Source organism: Pseudanabaena yagii GIHE-NHR1 (assembly GCF_012863495.1).
GTDB classification, from domain to species: domain Bacteria; phylum Cyanobacteriota; class Cyanobacteriia; order Pseudanabaenales; family Pseudanabaenaceae; genus Pseudanabaena; species Pseudanabaena yagii.
This window is the reverse complement of sequence record NZ_JAAVJL010000001.1, coordinates 2352887-2371206: the sequence shown is the minus strand read 5'-3', so window position 1 is coordinate 2371206 and position 18320 is coordinate 2352887. Positions and strand designations below refer to the sequence as shown.

Sequence of the window (18320 nt, the reverse complement as noted above, 5' to 3'; positions counted from 1 at the left end):
TTGGTAGGGGCTGAGCCCCCGTGCCAGCCCCAATCCTTCAACATCGCAGGAATTCCTTCCACGTAACATCAGTTAAAAATTAAGAAGTGGCGCAAAGCTTCATTTTTTATTTTTCTCTCTTCGGATATTTGGTAAATTCCCAAACTATTTATTAAGATTCATAGGTAGGTGTATAAATACTTAGTGCCAAATCGTAAATTTTTCTACAAATACAGAGTAAGCATCGTAATATTTCTTAGTGTGCTACTTTAATTTGTTTAATCAATCCTTAAGATTGGTGCTTCGTGTGGTAAGAAGGAGTCAAGAGTCATTCTGATACTAATAGCGATCCTAGCCGTCCTGAACACTGTGGCAGCAGTGTGGCTACTACTTTATGGGCTAAATGCTTATTGGCTCACTGCTGTCCATAAGCCTAGACGTTCTCTGCGGAAACAGCTTGTTTTGCCGAAGCTCAGCCCTGCCAGAGAATACCAAACAGCCCAAGTTACAGCGTCGCCGTCATCGAGTTCAGGGGCGATCGCTGTCAATAACTTCGATAATTTCGATAACTTTGATCAATTTCGCCTCGACAAAAGCTTTGCCAGCAACTTTTCCAATTACGTGTTGGCAGTCGATCCCTCTGAACATTACGCAGTTGCGACAGAAGCCTTGCCTGTTGTCACAGTACAGCTACCAATTTTTAATGAGCGCTATGTTTCGCGCCGATTAGTAGATGCAGTTTGCAAGCTGGACTATCCACGCGATCGGATGCAAATTCAAGTACTGGATGACTCCACTGACGACACTCAGACCCTTCTTAGTGAAACTGTCCAAGAGTATCAAAATAAAGGTTTTTGGATTGAATATATCCATCGTGTCAACCGTTCTGGCTTTAAAGCTGGTGCTTTGCAAGATGCGATGCCTTTGGTGCAGGGAAATTACATTGCGATTTTTGATGCAGATTTTATCCCCTCGACAAATTGGCTCAAGGATACAATCCGTCATTATGTGAATAATCCTGATGCCAAGGTTGCCGTTGTCCAAACCCGTTGGGGACATGTCAACTCCGAGTATTCATTGCTGACGAAGTTGCAATCAACAGGCATTGATGGTCACTTTGCGATCGAGCAACAGGCGCGTTGCAATAACGACTATTTCTTGAATTTTAATGGTACTGCGGGTATTTGGAACCGCCAAGCGATTATTGATGCGGGTGGCTGGCATGCCGACACCCTCGCCGAAGATATGGACTTGAGCTATCGTGCTCAACTCAAGGGATGGAAAGTTGTTTACGACAACAATATTGTTGCTCCTGCGGAATTGCCTGTGGCGATGCTAGCCTTCAAGTTGCAGCAATTTCGTTGGGCTAAGGGCAGTATCCAATGCGCCAAAAAATTAATTGGTCAAATCTGGAAAGCTGATCTTAGTCCTGTGGTGAAATTCCAAGCGACAATGCATTTAACAGGATACTCAGCGCATCCCTTGATGTTGATCTTGATTTTGATCTCAATTCCTCTGATGTTGGTAACAACACCAGAGACAGTCTCCTTGAGAAATTCCATTGAGGGTGCTTGGTCAATCATTGTGTTACCCGGAATCTTTGGCCCCCCATTCTTATATTTCCATGCTCAAAAGGATCTATACCCAAAATCTTGGTATCGCCGTATTGGTCGGATTTTCCTCTTAGCAATTTTGGGTACTGGCATTTCTTGGAGCAATAGCCGAGCCGTATTTGCAGGTTTGTCGAATACGGGCGCAAATTTTCGACGCACTCCTAAGTTTGACATTAAACACAAGAGTGATCGCTGGGAAAACAAGGCGTACAAGATCCCCCTTGATGCAACCGCATGGATCGAGCTGGGATTATGTGCTTATAGTGCGATCGCCTGTGTGATTGCTCTAAACAAGGGTCTATACATGACTCTGCCATTTATGGTGCTGTATGCGTTGAGTTATGGCTACGTCGGTGGTTTGACCCTCTGGCAATCTTGGCAACAATCACGAAATTAAAAAAGAAAAAAGGGGGCGCTAAGCGCCCCCTTTTTTCTTTAAATGGGATGAACTCTCTCACCCATTTAGGATTAACAACCGCGATATACTGGTCAATATGTGGTCAATTATTATTCCAACTTATAACCGCTTACCGATCCTGCAAAAGTGTTTGCAGGCTATGGAAGCGCAAGATTTTACAGAGCCTTACGAAATCGTGGTCGTTGATGATGGCTCTACCGATGGCACGGTAGAATTTTTGCAGAGCCATACAACTGAGTTTCCCCATGTGCGCTTGTTTCAGCAAAATCATGAAGGTGCAGCGATCGCTAGAAATACTGGGATAGATGTATCTCAAGGCGAAACGATTGTATTTATCGATAGCGATCTCGTCGTTACACCTGTATTTTTATCGTCCCATGCGAAAGCTCTAGCAGGTAGCGATCGCGCCTTTACCTATGGGCGAGTGATCAATACCAGCAATTTTGAAAATCCCACCTCGGAGCCAATCAAGATTACCGATCTATCCAATGCTTTTTTTGCGACGGGGAATGTGGCGATCGCCAAGCATTGGTTAATTGAGGCAGGCAAGTTTGATACTAGTTTTCGTCAATACGGCTGGGAAGATTTGGAACTGGGTGTGCGCCTGAAAAATTTAGGATTAAAACTGATTAAATGTCCCGATGCCGTCGGCTATCATTGGCATCCAGCATTTACGATTGAGCAATTACCTCGCCTTGTCGATGTCGAGGCTCAGCGTGGACGCATGGGCGTAGTCTTTTATCAAAAGCATCCCACATGGGAAGTGAAGATGATGATCCAGATGACATGGATTCATGTGGTGTTATGGGGTGTATTGTCGCTTGGCGGTTTGCTCAATGAGCGATCGCTACGTCCATTACTCTCATGGCTAATCAATCAAGGTAAGCCTCAACTCGCCCTCGAGGTCGCCAGAATTTTCTTAAATTGGTATAACGTCAAGGGTGTATACGCTGCCTATCGTGAAGCGGTTTTAATCAAAGGGCAATAGGATTAATTAAATGTAGGATGTGCCTACAGCCTGTTGGATCTTAAACAAGAAACTTATGAAAGCGCGGCTTCGCCGCGCTTTCATAAGTTTCTTGTTTGTTAGTTCTTTGAAACGAGATTTGAGAGAGGGTTGGCGTAGCCAACCCTCTCTCAAATCCCAAAAGGAAAAGCATTGCTAGGCAATGCTTTTCCTTTTGGGATTTATAAAGATTAAAGACATGTAAAACAAGCCTATAAAGTGATGATTTTAAGACGGTTATATTGATTTAAAATCAAACACTTCTCTTTAAGTTATACATTTTAATTAGCAAATGTTTGATTTGTATTAGATGTTTGATTTCATTACAAATATATACGTTAGAGCTAATATCTTTTGTCTAGAATCAATAAAGTATTACTACAGCCTGTTGAAGCTTGAAGTATTACAGAGAGATTTTTGAAAGTGTGGCGAAGCCACACTTTCAAAAATCTCTCTGGTTTTTAAATTATGAAAAGGAGTTTTTGCTATTTCTAAGCGATCGTTAAAAGCATCACCAGAAGGGATCAGAAAAGCTAAAAAGCGGTTTGATTCCAATGGCTGGACTCAAGAATATTTAGCCACTGAAGTGGGTGTTAAAACGCGGCAACCAATCTGGCGATTTTTTGCTGGCAAACCAATTGAGCGATATACATTTTTTGAAATTTGTGCAAGGTTAGATTTAGACTGGCAAGAAATTGCTTACAAGCCTTCCCTAAAAAGTGCCGAGATTGATAACAATAAGCTAGAAAATATTTCTGAGCTTGCTACTGCTTCCACTCTCTCTAGCCTTCCCGTAGAATCTGATAAAAGACATTATGGACTGAATGAAAGTAGCCATTATTATTGCGCTCAAAAATCTGCTGAAGTTTTAGAGTGTAATATCAAAGTGTTGAGATTGATTACTTGCAATTTAGACAATGGTTGTTCTCTTGCCGCCATTCATAATGGTCAAATAATTGATACGGCTACTGGATTCACGCCTTTAGAAGGATTGATGATTGACTATAGTTCTGGCTCCGTTGATTCCAACGTCTTAAATGAAATGATGCGAAAGGACAATGAACCAGATTCTGGGGTAGAGGCTGATCAAAAATCAAGTTTAGTGAATATTTCTGAGGTTTCATCAGAGCCGAGATCCGTAGGATCAGCTATTGATACAGATAACTCTAGGGCAAAACAAGCCTTGGATATTTATCTTCACCGCTTGCGATCGTGCCTTGGTTCTATGCTGATGAGTTTAGGTGGTATGGATGCGATCGTATTTACGTCCGAATTAAGTGATAATTCAGAGATAGTCCGTGAGCTTGTCTGTCAATCCTTAGAGTTTCTGGGATTAAAACTTGATTTAAAACAAAATCAAAATGATCCTGTAGATTCAGATATTGCCACAACTGATTCCAAAGTGCGTGTGTTGGTGATTCAACCCCAAGAAGCTTGAGCGATCGCTGCGCCCATAAATAAATAAGCGATCGCTACAAACCTTAACCAGCCGTAAAAATCGCTAGAATTTTCCTAAATTGTTACAACATGAAGGGCTTATATGCCGCCCATCCTACAATCTAGATCACTAATGTTTTTAGTAAGAAACAATGAATGTAGAAGAAATTTTAGCTGGGCTTGAGATTTACGATGGCAAATATAAGCGTGCACATATCGACGCTGCCCTAAAACAAAAAGAAGAAATTATTCCGCATCTGATTGCGATTTTGGAAAAAGTTAGGGATGAGCCGCAGAATTACATAGAAGATTCTGATTATCAAGCTCATATCTATGCCCTGATGTTATTAGGACATTGGCGAGAAACTAGGGCTCATCAGGTAATCATTGATGTAGTCAGCCTCCCTGAACCTCTACCACATGATCTTTTAGAAGATGTCCTGACTGAAGATTTACCCACCATCCTATTACGCACCTCAGGCGGGTCTCTTGAAAAAATCAAAGGACTTGCTACCAACAAGAATGCCTATGAGTTTAGTCGTGGGGCAGCGATTACGGCGATTACCTATGCAGTGATCGAAGGCATAATTACTAGGGAAGACGCATTATCTTTCTTAGACGGATTACTTACAAAAGATCAGGCTAGTGAAGATTCCAGCTTTTATAGTCAGCTAGCCTGCTCAATATGTGATCTTTATCCTGAAGAGTTGATGGATAAAATTCATGCAGCTTATGATCAAGGGCTAATTGATAAGGTTTTCGTTGGGATTGAAGAGTTTCAAGAAGCTTTAAAAGACGGCAAGGAAAAATGCCTTGCTGATCTCAGTAAACAGTTGTCTCATCATTCCCTAGAAGACATCCACAAGAGTATGGAATGGTGGGCTTGTTTTAATCATGAAAGTAATAAGCCATTTGTACCAAAACAACCCATCTTAGAGTTTTGGGATAAACCAGCACCCAAAAAGACTAAAAAGAAAAAAGCATTTTGGGAGCTATAGCAATATGTTATTAACTCAAACCAAACCCAAGCCTGAAATTAGAATTGAACAGCCCTTAATCTCATGGGAGCAGTTTAAGCTGATTCAACGCGGTTTTGCGGAAGCAAAGGGTATTCGGCTAGCCTATTACGAGGGAATTTTAGAGATTGTGTCCCCCTCAGTCGATCATGAGCTAATTAAAACGATTATTGGAGCATTACTGGAACTATATTTTTTAGAATTGGAAATTGAGTTTTTCCCGATGGGGCAAGCCACTCAAGAAAAAGTAGAACAAGTCTCTTTGCAGCCTGATGAATCCTATAGCTTTGGTAGCCCCAAAAAGATTCCCGATCTCGCCATAGAGGTAATTTTGACCAGTGGCAATACAGAAAAATTAAAGAAATATTATTTACTCGGAGTCCCTGAAGTTTGGCTATGGGAAGACGGTGTTCTTGATATTTATCACCTAGACATTCAGAGTGATCGCCAATACTGTAAATCTGCAACTAGCAAATTTTTGCCAGATCTCGATATAGCAACATTACAGCGCTGTATTCTAAGTGCATCACCCCTTGAAGCCTTGAAGACATTTCGCCAAACATTTCTCTAGCCATTTCGCTAAAGCCTATGAAAGTTTCCCTTGAATTTCTGTATCACTTTCATTGCGATCGCTGTCGTAAATGGTGGAGCCGTGCCGACATCGAGCCGCAAATTGGGGAACAGGTTTATTGCCCCTATTGTGGTCACGTAAATATTGTCGAAGTTGTGCAAACCTTTCGCAATGCAGCTCGTGGTGGTAGTTGCCTGAGCCAACGCCCTGACGAAAAGTAATATATAAAAAGTGCTTTGCACTTTTTATATATTCGGGTATACATTCTGGGATTTATATGACTACTACCAATATTATTCTGGCGGGATATCTTGCGGGTGCATCTGATTACATACCGATCGCTAAGAAATTAGAAGAAAAAAATTTAACTGCTATAGTCGTGCCCTTGAAATGGTGGGACTGGGTTCCAACCTTGGGCGGGCGATCGATCGCGCCGATCTTAGAAAAGCTCGACCAAACCGTAAATCAAGAATTAGCAAAAACTGGTGCATCGAAAGTAAATATCATTGCCCATTCCGCAGGGGGATGGCTCTCACGGATTTATCTAGGCGATCGCCCATATTACGACAAAGTTTGGGATGCGCGTTCTAAAGTTGCCAAACTAGTTTGTCTAGGAACACCCCAACGTAGCCTTGAACCTTGGTCACTGCCAAATTTAGGCTTTGTCAATGACAATTATCCTGATGCTTTTTATGATGATATTGAATATATCTGTGTAGCGGGAAATGCGGTACAGGGAAAAAAATCCACGCCCAAAAAATGGCTTGCCTATAGTAGTTATGAACTCACCATTGGGCAAGGTGATGTCTGGGGTGATGGGATAATTCCCATTGAAGCTGCTTATTTGGATGGAGCTAAGAATATGGCGATCGATGGTGTTTATCATTCACCGCGATCGGGGAAATGGTATGGCTCTCAAGAAGTAGTTGACATCTGGGCAAAGTATTTATAGCTTCAGACAATTTCAGACAATAGCTCTGCTCAACATGTCTATTCTCTTGTCTCAGGGTAACGGTACGACAATTATTCCGATTCATTCAGAATTAACTAAGGGACTTGCTATTAATTAAAGCACCTGTGGCTTCGACTCCGCTTAGCTAACGTTAGCTGAGCGAAGTCGAAGCTAGATAACTTTGGTTGGACATTTTTTATCCGCAAGAGCCTAACGTCAATTCGGGTTAAGCGTGCAAATTTTATAAGCCTAGAATCAGAAGTCTTGCTAAGCAAGACTTCTGATTCTAGGCTTTGAGAGAGGGTTTGCTACGCAAACCCTCTCTCAAAGCCTGTTTTAAATTATCCCGAACTCGTGTCAACTAATCGGGGAATTGCTAATTTAATTGATATCGCGTGTTCTTATTTTCCCTTTTGTGTTGTAAAATTCTTTCTTCAAAAATTGGTGTACTAAGTGCTGCTACTGTGATACTTAATCCATCAAGAAGCTGTAACTATTTTGATACGCCAAACATATTAAGTTTCTTGAAATCCTATTAATGTTGTTGATAAGCTATAGTTTGATGCAATAAGCGTAGCTAGCAATTTGTGGGCTAAAACTTGTGAGCTAAAGCAAAAACAAAAAGCGCCTAACGGTGCAAATCCGAAAATAATGCTGAGGATCGATTCATGGCTTCTAATAGAAATATCCCCCAAAAAGGTCAGGGCGCTAATGAACCAGATAAAAAACAACCCAATCAGCAATCAGCAAGTGCTGATGCTGCTAATGTTGATTGGATGATCATGTCTGATCTTAGTACGCGAATTGGCGGATCTTCTCAAGCAAAACAAGAACAACAAGCCCAAAATACATCATCAAATTCTGCACCTAAGTCAGCTTCTAATCAAAGTCTTGACGATGATCTAGCGGATTTAGAATGGTTGCGATCGCTAGGTTTAGATGAGCCAATTGAGCGATCTTCTGATCAAAAAAATACGACATCAGGTAGGCAAACCAGTAGCCAAAATAGTAATCCTGTTACTGATATTGATTGGTTAATTGTTAGTGATTTCAAAACGAGAATGGATAGTTCAGAGGAGGATTTTGTAGATTCTCTGGATCAAAATACTCCTGTATCGAACATAGTGCCTCAATCATCTACAAGTACTGATAGTTTAGACAGCATTATTGATGATGATCTTGGTTTAGATAGTCTCGAATTTATGGGGGATGCTGATTTCTCTGAGCTAGATTCATTGGATGCTTTTGGGTTTGATAATGCAGATAGCATAACTGGCAATGAGTTACAGGATGAGATCGATATTACTGAAGGTAAAATTTTAGAGTTATCCAATCTTTTTGATGATAATCCAAGTTCAGATGATGTCATAGGTGATGATTGGGATGGAATTTTAGAGGAATCGGAAAGTGCCTATAGCAATCAGCCAACCCCTTCTTCTTTGGATATTATTGAGGATAACTTTGAAATCCCTACTCAAATTACAGGTGTTGCTAGTAATGAAGATATTGACGAAAATTTAGGTCTATTTGCCGATCAACTATCTGACTCAATTTCTCAAGAAGATATTGTCGCAGAAACCTTCAACCATGATTTAGCACTAGCAGATTTAGAAGAAGATAATTTACAAGAAGTCGATTTATTTACAGATTCTAATGTTGAATCTTTCGATCATAATTTGGAACTAGCTGATAATTCACTAGATGATCAATTTATTGAATCTATTACTAGTAATGGATTTGAAGATTTCCTCGAAGATCCTCAAAATCCATTAATTGATGAAGAAATTAATGGATTAGTAGAAAATGTAGCTGATCCATTAGATGATGGGTTTGGCGAGATGCAAATTTCTGAGTCTTCAGATTTGCAGGGTATAGATAATGATGAATTTTGGGGTGATGTTCCTAATCTAGATGCTGAATCAAGTAATGCCAGCAATATTAGCAGTAATGAAGTAGATGTAGATAATGTATTCGCAAGTGATTGGGAGCAGAGCGATGTTAGTTCTGGAGATGCCCTAGATGATGCTATTTGGGATAGCTCTGCTAATATTGCATCAGAAGATCTCTCTGCTACATCTATTGATAATGCTTTTGGGACATTTGACGATCTAGCGATCGCGCCATCAGCAGAGTCATTTGCGATCGCAGATTTCGCAGGAGAAATTAGCGATACGGATAATGCGGAAAATGTTGTCATCAATGATGATTTGGCTTGGAGTGATGAACTAGAAGCTGAAATTAGTGGTGGTATCAGTAATGATGATTGGAATTTAGACGCAGCAGTAGAGGCTGTTGATACATTTAGCGATTCTGATTTTGCAGCAGCCGAGGCACTGATTGGTGATGATGTTGATCATGATGCAGGTAGCGATGTAGTCAATGATGCTGTCAGTGATGTAATTGACGATGTAATTAGTGACAATATAGCTAGTGATGTAATTGACGATGACTTAGCTTGGAGCGCAGATCTAGAAGCAGAAATTGCTAATGATATTGCGTGGAATGAACATAATGCTCTATCAGAAGAGTCGTTGGAAGCATTAGCAAGTGAACAAGAGCATGATTTTGCCGATGTCGCTGATAACAATTTGGCTGAAGCTTTCACTGAAGATGGGCTTAATGATGACTTCGACTTTGGCGAGAGTCTAGAAGATGATTTTGCGATCGCCAATGACTCAAACTACTTAATTGATAACAGCCCCATTGATGATGTGATAGATGAGGTTGCACTTGGTAATTTTGAATCTGTTCAAGACGAGCAAGCTTATGCAGATGTTGATAATTTTGAACAAGATTTAGAACAATATCAATTTAATGAACTTGAGGAAATTGAGCAACAATCTAGTTTCTCTAGTAATCAGCCTACCCCAGATTTCCAAGCGGGTTCATCAACTGAGGAATCTCTAGATCCAGACGCAGAATGGGAAAAATTTAGCGAAGCTTTTGCTGGTCAAATTACAGATTCTAATTTCGACGATGACTTTTCTAGTTATGTAGTGAAGCCTGTAGAAGCAAAAAATGTTTCTGAGCAGCCGAGTATCAGTGCACCTGAGGAAAGTATTGGCGAGTTCCAAGATCTCGATAGTATGATCGATGAAAATTTTGATCTGGCAGCTTTTGATGAAGATGTATTTCCAGAAATGCCGCCAGCTAACGTGAGTACTGGCATTTCCACAACCTTGACACCTAATCGACCAGTCTCAGTTCCTCCTCCTCCTGATACATCAAAGATAGAAGTTTCACCACTATCGGTTAGCACAAACTCAGTTCCACCTAATCTAATCAGCGACCCCTTTGAAGAAGCCTTAAGTAATGAACTTCTCAATAATGATTACGATTTAGCCGTAGATCTCCGTGAAGAAGCCTTAGCCAATGATTTGCTGAATGGATATACATCTGATGAAAGCGCTATTGATAAACTTACTTCAAACAGACCCAATCTTTCTACTTCACCCCAAAACTTATCATCACCTGACAATTTTGATATGGAATCTAGCGATCGCGATTTTTTAGATGATTTTGATTTAGACAGTATAGACACACAGCTAACTGGTGATGATTTTGATTCTGGGTTTGCGCCTGCTGCTATATCAACTGGACTCACACCGCCACCACCGCCACCATCTCCGCCAATCACACCTGTCCCATCGATCTCTACTAACCAAGACATAACCTTCCCATCTGTTAGTAATCCACCGACACCACCACCACCACCATTTTTGCCACCATTGCCACCAAAACGCAATCCTGCTCAAGCGAAGCCTGCACCTCCCTCTCCCTCTGTTCCCAATGCGGGATATCAACGCCCGTCAGATCAAAGTAGGGATCGTAAGCCTGTGAGTCCAATTGATGAAGGGTGGTCAGAACTGCTAGATGCGGATACGGTGCTTTCTGGCGTATTGCGATCGCCAACAGGCTCGCCATATTCAGAACCAAGTACGAGCAATCCTCCTAGATCAGGAATTAGTGCAGGTTCTAGTGTAGGACAGTCATCTCAAAGTAGAGATAGAAATGCTTCTAATCTTCCTAAACGCAAAGACACAGGTTTGCCAGATTTTAATGATCTCGGACTAGAGATCCATGACGATAATACGGATTGGTCAGGATTATTAGATAGTGGTGATTTATCAGATAGTATTACTTCTATCAGCGGCGCACAACTCCCCTCTAGGGGCAGAACTCCTCCCCTTGCCTCGCCTCGTTCAGAAATGACTGGTATCAGCGAGACTAGAGAAATCCCTCGCGATCGCCGTAAGCCCGTCGCCAGTTTTGATGCTACGCAAGCTCGGATGGCAGCGACTCCAGATCAAGTTGATTTCAATCGCTTTACCGAAGATAACTACGCAGCTTATGGTTATGAACCGCCCTCTGCACCACAGCCAGCATCGCCGAAACAACAGACCAAGTTAAAGATACCTAGCGTCAGTCTCGAATCCCTATGGCAGGACTACCTCAAAATTCCTGCGATCGGTTTAGGCGCGATCGGTGGTGTTTTCTTGCTCTATACCGTATTTAATCGACCAATTTTTGATATTGGTTTACGCTGGGGTATTTTCAAGGATGCTAGTGGGAAGGACTTTACCAATGCTGACTTTAAGGGAGCCAAGCTAGATAATGTTGATTTCAGTAAGGCAACCCTCACTGGAGCAAAAATGCAAGATGCGAGTCTAGTTGGAGCAAATTTCCAAGAAGCAAATCTTGATGGCGTGAACTTCTCTAAGGCAAACTTGAATCGGGCTAGATTAATTAAAGCTAGTGTGATTTGGGCAGAGTTTAATAATGCTCAAATGAATCTAGTTGATCTCGCGGGGGCAGACTTAACCCGTTCTAATTTTGCTAGCGCCAAAATGGAAGGAGCTAACTTAAAAGACTCCAAAATTGGCGCTCAGGGAACGGAAAAGGCGACAAGGTTTCCTGCTACTGTTCTCCTTGCTTGGCAAATTGTCAACGAACCACGCGAGGGGCGTAATTTAGCATCACAGGATCTATCTGGTTTAAACCTGAGCTTTGCCAGTCTCAAACGCGCTAATCTCTCTAGTGCGAAGCTTAATTACACAGATCTCACAGGTACAGATTTACGTGGAGCCAACTTGACTGGTAGTCAAATCAATGGTGCAAACTTGAGTGGCGCGAAGTTAACAGGTATTAATCTCACAGATGTGGCTTTTGATCCAACCAAATTGCCTAAAACTGATGAGGAGACAATTTGCCCTAATAACCAGAAAGGTCCTTGTAAGTTTTAACGTTTGCAAATGAGCCTAGGCTCATTTGCAAACATCAATCCCCTATATAGCAACGTAAGAAAATCAAAACCCAAGAGATGAGTGGCGGCGCTTCGCGCCGCCACTCATCTCTTGGGTTTTATGTCCTAACCAAAACCTACATAGCTATAGCAAAATAGAGGAAGTTTACTTCCTCTATTCTGAAACTCTATGTCCTATGCGGTAATTTATGATGGTAACTGCAATCTCTGCGCTAATTTTGTCAGCATTTTAGAGAAGTATGATCGTGGGCGGCAGTTTTTCTATGTTCCCATGCAAGATCAAGAGACATTAGACATATTTAATATCTCGTCAAAGGACTGTGAAATGGGGATGATCCTAGTCGATCGCAACAATCCTATGTCCAGATGGCAGGGTAGTGAAGCTGCGGAAGAAATTGTCCGACGATTACCAATGGGAGCATCTTTAATTGCTGCCTATCGATCGCTATTTCCTCTAAAAGCAATGGGAGATGCAGCTTATATCCAGATTCGTGACCATCGTTATCAGTTATTTGGTAAACGCGATCGCACTTATCACACTGCTTATCCTGTCGGTTGTGTAGCGAGAGACAATAGCGCACAGTGCCACAATTAACGTAAACTGCTGTAAAAATATTCCTAAAACATTACAGGATAAAATTTGTGTATAACGTTTCCTCTCAGCAAAAGCAATACAATACTTATACTCTGTCTGACAGCAGCACCAACTCTCACATAGAAGTTGTTCCAGAACGCGGTGGAATTATTACCAGTTGGCAGATTAATGGGAAGGAAGTTTTTTATCTTGATACGGAGCGCTTCACCCATCCTGATTTGAGCGTTAGAGGTGGTAATCCTATTTTGTTTCCACTCTGTGGTAATTTGCCCAATGAGACCTACAGTATTGATGGAAAGGAATACAAAATTAAACAGCATGGTTTTGCCCGTGAATTACCTTGGACAGCAACCAATCAAAGTAATGATGGTAAAGCTAGCCTCACCGTTGAGCTAGGTAGCAACGACCAAACGAAACTTGTGTATCCCTTTGATTTCCATTTAGCTTTTACCTACGAGTTGCGTGGTAATACATTAGAGATTCATCAAACATACCAAAATCTCTCCTCCACGCCTATGCCTTTTTCTTCTGGATTCCACCCTTATTTCCTTTGTGGTGACAAAAATCAGCTTAAAGTGGATATTCCTGCAACTAGCTACGAAGACAATCGCACAAAAGAAAACTTTGCATTTGATGGCAAGTTTAATTTTGATCAAGATGAGATTGATTCAGTATTTGGCAACCTTTCGCGTCGTTCGACTTCTGTGGTTGATAGCGATCGCCAACTCAAGATTGAAATTGATTATGACGACTTTTATACCTATCTTGTATTTTGGACAGTCAAGGGCAAGGACTTCTATTGCCTAGAGCCTTGGAGTGCCACTCGTAATTCTCTGAATACTAAGGAATATCTGACTGTACTAGAACCAAATGTGACCCGTAAGGCAGTCATGAAAATTACAGCTAACTTTTTCTAATTAAAAGAAAAGGCGATGCAAAGCATCGCCTTTTCTTTAAAAACTGCCTCGCATGGCTTGATTAAGTAAGACTTCAACCTGTGAGGCAAGATAACTATTTCCTAGCCCCAGTTGATCGAGGACACTTAGGGATAATTCGAGCGATCGCAATGATTTGCCTTGGTATTGATATTGAAACTGCGAACTACTGCATAACTGATAAAGACAAGCTAAGTCATACAGAGTTTTTGCATAGTCATACATCATGCCAAATTGCTCAAAAGCGATAGAAGCATCTAGTAAAGAGTCTTCTGCGGTTTCGATCGCATCTTCATCTAAGCTATCTAAGCCTTCGAGTAACCGATGCACATAAATGCGTCCGCGCAAATGCTTAGCAATGGCAATGCCCCTACCATATTGAAAATCCCGAAACCTTGGTAGGACATTGATCCTAATGCAGATCAGGCTTTCTTCAGTCTGGCGATTGCCTAGTAATGCTTCAGCGAGATCACAATATAAATAACCGATTTCAATGCTATCTACAGGCTCTTTGAGTAAAGTAATCGTATCTTTAATTAAAGCGATCGCATTTTGCCATTGAGATTCAGCAAGAGCGATCTTACCTAAACCTTTAAGGGCTTGTAAGCGCAAAAAATTATCTGATTGATCAATAGCAAGATCGAGGGCATTTTGAAAAAGGCTATTTGCCTGATTCAGTTCACCAGACAACAAATACAATTGACCTAAATGGGCATAGCTTTTGCCGATCGCTGATGCATCATTAGCCTCAAGGCGAACGGACAGCGATCGCTCAAAACTAATTAATGCCGAGGAATAATCATTGATTTTGATGTAGTAATGACCTATCGCATCATCGGTTAAGGCTTGTCCCTCCTGATTATTGCCATATGCTTCATAGGCAGCTTGCAAAGTTGGCAAAACATCTCTCAAATCCCCCAATTCCATTGCCAAAATTGCGCGAACATATAGCAAATACGCCGTTTGTTCTCTACTGGTTTCTAAGCTTTGATTTAATATATCCCCCGACTGTTGCACTAGCACCTTTGCTCTTTGTAGTTGCTCTGGTTGCTTGGTGGCAATTAGTTCTACTGCCAAATCCAGTAAAACCCTTGCCTTTGTGCCCATCTCCCCCACAGAATTTGCGTCAGTAGTTGTATTTTGAAGACATTGCTCAAAATAAGCGATCGCTGATGTACGGTCTTGTTGACGTAATTGCTGTCCCTGTATAAGAAATTCAGCTAATTTCATGAAATTCTCCAAAATTATGTGCACAAATTACCTAAGTTAAGGCTTTGTACTTCATATTTAATATCGTACCCAAAATCATCCAGAGAATCGCAAATTGATTTTCGTTTTTCCAAAGAGTGTATCGAATGGTAGAGCAAAGCAAGTTTTGCTTAGGACATAAAACCAGAGGATGAGTTGCGGCGCAAAGCGCCGCAACTCATCCTCTGGTTTTGGTTTGTAATAGCTAACTCTTTTTTTGCTATAGCAGGTTGTGATCCCCTCGATCCCAAACTATTTTCACATCGTATTTTGATAGATCTTTGTTGGGTAAGAAGGTGAATAAAGACTTCAATCTGAATCTTATCCAGCATTTGCGAACTTGATAGCAATCGTCGAGAATACTTGCTCGGAAAACGATATCACTCGTCATACTACCCCAGAAAAAGGGCCCAACTAGAATCATCCTATACTCGTAGGCAACAAAATTATAGGATTGCAATGCAGCCCATTTTTCAAAAAGTGGTTTCGAGTAAGAAACATTTGCTGCCCTCACGATCCCAAAAGTTACTATAGTCGTACCAAGGAATGCAGTCAGCAGTAGAAGCATTTTGGGATCTATCCTCAACAGAAAAATAAGGATTTATTTTGGTAAGGATGGGCGGCGCTCCGCGCCGCTCATCCTTACCTATTTAGCACTACCAAAAATCTCATAGTAATTGCCAAACCTTAACCGTGCGATCAGCACTACCACTGACGAGAGTTTGATCCTTGGGACTAAAACTTAAGGACAGAATCTGGGCTTCATGGTTATCGAGGATTTGTAACAACTGTCCCGTTTTGACATCCCATAGGCGAATCGTTTTATCTGCACCACCCGAAGCGATCGCTGTGCCGTCACGATTAATGGCAACTGCCAAGACATTACCCGTATGACCTGAGAGGGTTTGCAACAGCTTACCCGTATTGGCATTCCAAATTTTGACGGTTTGATCTTGACTACCACTAGCGAGAAAATTGCCATCGGGACTAAAGGCGATCGCATTTACAGGTGCATTATGTCCGTTAATAGTGAGAATTTCTGTACCTGTACTGATATCCCAAATTTTGATGGTTTTATCAAAACTGGCACTCGCAATTTTTTTACCATCAGGATGGAATACCACTGCAACGACCTTGTCTTGATGTCCTTCAAAGGTCTGCAATACTTCTGCTTTACGCCAATTCCATAATTTGATCGTTTTATCGGCACTAGCACTAACTAAGGTCTTACCATTAGGACTATAGGCAACACTGTAGACCTGTCCCTCATGACCATCGAGATTATTAATTGGCTGACCGCTACGGAAGTTCCATAACTTGACCGATTTATCAATGCAGCCCGCAGCGAAAGTATTACCATTGGGATGCACCGCGATCGCATTAATGCCCGAAATTGAACCAAAGTGTTTAGATAAAGTCTCAAAGGGTTGATTATCGCGAACATTCCACAGCCTTAAGGTGCGATCATAGCTGCCACTGGCAAAACTAAATCCATTGGGGAAAAAGGCTACTGCTCTGACCCAGCCATTATGTCCCTTTAGGGTTTGTCGTAACTGATAGTTCGTTGCTACGGGTTGAGGAGTTGCTATCGTCGGTTTGGTAGTGGGTGTGGGGACGATAGGATTTGTTGCTAGTTTGGGGAGATTTTGAAAATTGATTACGCTCCAAGCTACACCTGCGAGGCAGACAAGCGCGATCACCCAACGTCCCGCATTTTCGCCAAGGACTAATTTGGGCATCTGAAACTCTTGGGAATCTTGGCTCAGGGGTAAATTATCGAGATCGTAGAGAACTTCTTGAGCAGATTGATAGCGATCTTCAGGATGATGTTTAACCATGCGATTGAGAATCGCGACTAGCTCAGGACGAATCATCGACCCTATTTGCCAATGTAAGAGATTGAGGTCTTCACGCCGCACTAGCTGACTAGGATGTAAGCCTGTGAGCAATTGAATCGCAGTTAATCCGAGTGCATAGATATCACAACTAGGGGTAAAATGACCAAGCGCTTGTTCAAAGGGCATATAGCTAGGCGTTCCCAATACCACGCCCTTTTGTGCTGCCGTTGCATAAATACCTTTAAGAACAGCAAAGTTAGTCAGCACAAAGTGATGATTGCCGATCGCATCATGTCTACGGCGGATGAGATTGCGGGGATTAATATCGCCATGCACCATATTGGCACTATGGGCAATATGCAAACTTGCGAGCAGTTGCTGCAAAAAATTAATAACTTCCGACTCGTTATATAGTCTGCCTTTGGCTATTTCATCACTGAGTCGAGTTCCATCAATAGCTTCTTCAACGATATAAAATTCCTCCTCCTGCTCAAAATAGGTTGTGATTTTAGGAAAGTCATTACTGCGATCGCTAAGTTGCTGCAATTTGGGAACTTCACTCCGAAATAGCGATCGCGCCCAATCTAATTGTAAATTAGTTTTATTAATGAGACAGAAACTTTTGGCAATCCAACGGGGCATCTCTGCCGCAACTGTATCTTCAACCAAGTAGGTCTGAGTATAGGTATCATCAGCGATCGTCTGCACAACTCGAAAGCGTCCACCTAATAGATTGCCAAACGCTTTGCCCAGTGTTTGTGATGTCGCCATGAGAACCTTACTCCAACCGCAACTCTAGTATTTAATTATAATCTAATGCTCTCTTACTAAGCGTAAGAAACTATTCATGAATTATAACTAGCTCTTTGAGGTTGGCACAACATAGAGAATGCCAGAAATCAACGTGAGTGCTACTGCAATCCAGAAAAAGGCGATCGCATAGGGGATTTTGACCAATAACGCAGCGATCGCCACAATTTGCATCACCGTTTTTGCTTTTCCCCACAAATTTGCGGCAATAATTGGTGATGTGCCTGTGTCACTGGCACTGCTAGGAGCACCACGCCACGCCGTAATCAATAACTCGCGGGTGATAATCACAAACACTGCCCATGCTGGAACCTGTCCCAACTCAATAAATAAAAGAAACAAAGCGATCGTCAGGACTTTATCAACAAGGGGATCGAGAAATTTTCCTAGTTCAGTAATTTGATTAAGTTTTCTTGCTAAATATCCATCTAACCAATCCGTAACCGCCGCAATCAAAAATACAGTGAGTGCAATTAGACGAGTCAGTTCACTATCTTGCCAGATGAACAGTCCAAAGATGATCGGAATCGCAATCAGCCGTGATAGCGTGACCCAAGTTGGTAAAGTAATTGTGGAGAAAGTCATAAAACTTAAACTTCAGTAGATAAAATGGCGCTTATAGCAACACTTTAGCGTGCT

The 18320-nt window shown here is 41.6% G+C and carries 13 protein-coding genes; 10 read left to right on the top strand and 3 right to left on the bottom strand.

Annotation, left to right across the window (positions count from 1 at the left end):
- The first annotated feature begins 348 nt into the window (after positions 1 to 348).
- From HC246_RS10825 to HC246_RS10780, 10 genes are all read left to right on the top strand, one after another.
- Complete coding sequence (locus HC246_RS10825) at positions 349 to 1989, top strand: glycosyltransferase (protein ID WP_318655922.1); 1641 nt, start codon at positions 349 to 351, stop codon at positions 1987 to 1989.
- 97 nt (positions 1990 to 2086) lie between these two features.
- The gene (locus HC246_RS10820; RefSeq protein ID WP_169363396.1) at positions 2087 to 2998 is read left to right on the top strand and encodes a glycosyltransferase family 2 protein; all 912 of its coding nucleotides are present in this window, start codon (positions 2087 to 2089) and stop codon (positions 2996 to 2998) included.
- Positions 2999 to 3602: 604 nt separating this feature from the next.
- Positions 3603 to 4454, top strand: a complete 852-nt coding sequence (locus HC246_RS25490) for a hypothetical protein (RefSeq protein ID WP_211167681.1) — start codon at positions 3603 to 3605, stop codon at positions 4452 to 4454.
- A 151-nt stretch (positions 4455 to 4605) separates the two neighbouring features.
- The gene (locus HC246_RS10810) at positions 4606 to 5451 is read left to right on the top strand and encodes a DUF1186 domain-containing protein (protein WP_169363395.1); all 846 of its coding nucleotides are present in this window, start codon (positions 4606 to 4608) and stop codon (positions 5449 to 5451) included.
- A 4-nt stretch (positions 5452 to 5455) separates the two neighbouring features.
- Positions 5456 to 6040 carry a Uma2 family endonuclease gene (locus HC246_RS10805; protein WP_169363394.1) on the top strand — a complete coding sequence of 195 codons (585 nt, stop codon included), beginning with the start codon at positions 5456 to 5458 and terminating at the stop codon, positions 6038 to 6040.
- A gap of 17 nt (positions 6041 to 6057) precedes the next feature.
- A complete protein-coding gene (locus tag HC246_RS10800; protein ID WP_169363393.1) occupies positions 6058 to 6261 on the top strand; it encodes a hypothetical protein in 204 nt (67 codons plus the stop codon).
- Between the two features lie 56 nt (positions 6262 to 6317).
- A complete protein-coding gene (locus HC246_RS10795; protein WP_169363392.1) occupies positions 6318 to 6992 on the top strand; it encodes an esterase/lipase family protein in 675 nt (224 codons plus the stop codon).
- 668 nt (positions 6993 to 7660) lie between these two features.
- On the top strand, positions 7661 to 12235 hold the full coding sequence (locus tag HC246_RS10790; RefSeq protein ID WP_169363391.1) for a pentapeptide repeat-containing protein: 4575 nt from the start codon (positions 7661 to 7663) through the stop codon (positions 12233 to 12235).
- 189 nt (positions 12236 to 12424) lie between these two features.
- The gene (locus HC246_RS10785; RefSeq protein ID WP_169363390.1) at positions 12425 to 12850 is read left to right on the top strand and encodes a thiol-disulfide oxidoreductase DCC family protein; all 426 of its coding nucleotides are present in this window, start codon (positions 12425 to 12427) and stop codon (positions 12848 to 12850) included.
- Positions 12851 to 12897: 47 nt separating this feature from the next.
- Positions 12898 to 13767: an aldose epimerase family protein gene (locus HC246_RS10780; protein ID WP_169363389.1), complete on the top strand. Its 870-nt coding sequence runs from the start codon at positions 12898 to 12900 to the stop codon at positions 13765 to 13767.
- Between the two features lie 36 nt (positions 13768 to 13803).
- Here the strand turns inward: HC246_RS10780 and HC246_RS10775 are convergent, their stop codons facing one another.
- The 3 genes from HC246_RS10775 to pgsA form a co-directional block, all read right to left on the bottom strand.
- Positions 13804 to 15015 carry a tetratricopeptide repeat protein gene (locus HC246_RS10775; RefSeq protein ID WP_169363388.1) on the bottom strand — a complete coding sequence of 404 codons (1212 nt, stop codon included), beginning with the start codon at positions 15013 to 15015 and terminating at the stop codon, positions 13804 to 13806.
- A gap of 686 nt (positions 15016 to 15701) precedes the next feature.
- Positions 15702 to 17642 carry a serine/threonine-protein kinase gene (locus HC246_RS10770; RefSeq protein ID WP_169363387.1) on the bottom strand — a complete coding sequence of 647 codons (1941 nt, stop codon included), beginning with the start codon at positions 17640 to 17642 and terminating at the stop codon, positions 15702 to 15704.
- Between the two features lie 87 nt (positions 17643 to 17729).
- Positions 17730 to 18266 carry a CDP-diacylglycerol--glycerol-3-phosphate 3-phosphatidyltransferase gene (pgsA, locus tag HC246_RS10765; RefSeq protein ID WP_169363386.1) on the bottom strand — a complete coding sequence of 179 codons (537 nt, stop codon included), beginning with the start codon at positions 18264 to 18266 and terminating at the stop codon, positions 17730 to 17732.
- Between the last annotated feature and the right edge of the window lie 54 nt (positions 18267 to 18320).

Bases quoted from the DNA above. Each gene is read 5' to 3' on its own strand.
- HC246_RS10820 (WP_169363396.1), top strand. From the start codon at position 2,087: ATGTGGTCAATTATTATTCCAACTTATAACCGCTTACCGATCCTGCAA.
- HC246_RS10810 (WP_169363395.1), top strand. From the start codon at position 4,606: ATGAATGTAGAAGAAATTTTAGCTGGGCTTGAGATTTACGATGGCAAA.
- HC246_RS10805 (WP_169363394.1), top strand. From the start codon at position 5,456: ATGTTATTAACTCAAACCAAACCCAAGCCTGAAATTAGAATTGAACAG.
- HC246_RS10800 (WP_169363393.1), top strand. From the start codon at position 6,058: ATGAAAGTTTCCCTTGAATTTCTGTATCACTTTCATTGCGATCGCTGT.
- HC246_RS10795 (WP_169363392.1), top strand. From the start codon at position 6,318: ATGACTACTACCAATATTATTCTGGCGGGATATCTTGCGGGTGCATCT.
- HC246_RS10790 (WP_169363391.1), top strand. From the start codon at position 7,661: ATGGCTTCTAATAGAAATATCCCCCAAAAAGGTCAGGGCGCTAATGAA.
- HC246_RS10785 (WP_169363390.1), top strand. From the start codon at position 12,425: ATGTCCTATGCGGTAATTTATGATGGTAACTGCAATCTCTGCGCTAAT.
- HC246_RS10775 (WP_169363388.1), bottom strand. From the start codon at position 15,015: ATGAAATTAGCTGAATTTCTTATACAGGGACAGCAATTACGTCAACAA.
- HC246_RS10770 (WP_169363387.1), bottom strand. From the start codon at position 17,642: ATGGCGACATCACAAACACTGGGCAAAGCGTTTGGCAATCTATTAGGT.
- pgsA (WP_169363386.1), bottom strand. From the start codon at position 18,266: ATGACTTTCTCCACAATTACTTTACCAACTTGGGTCACGCTATCACGG.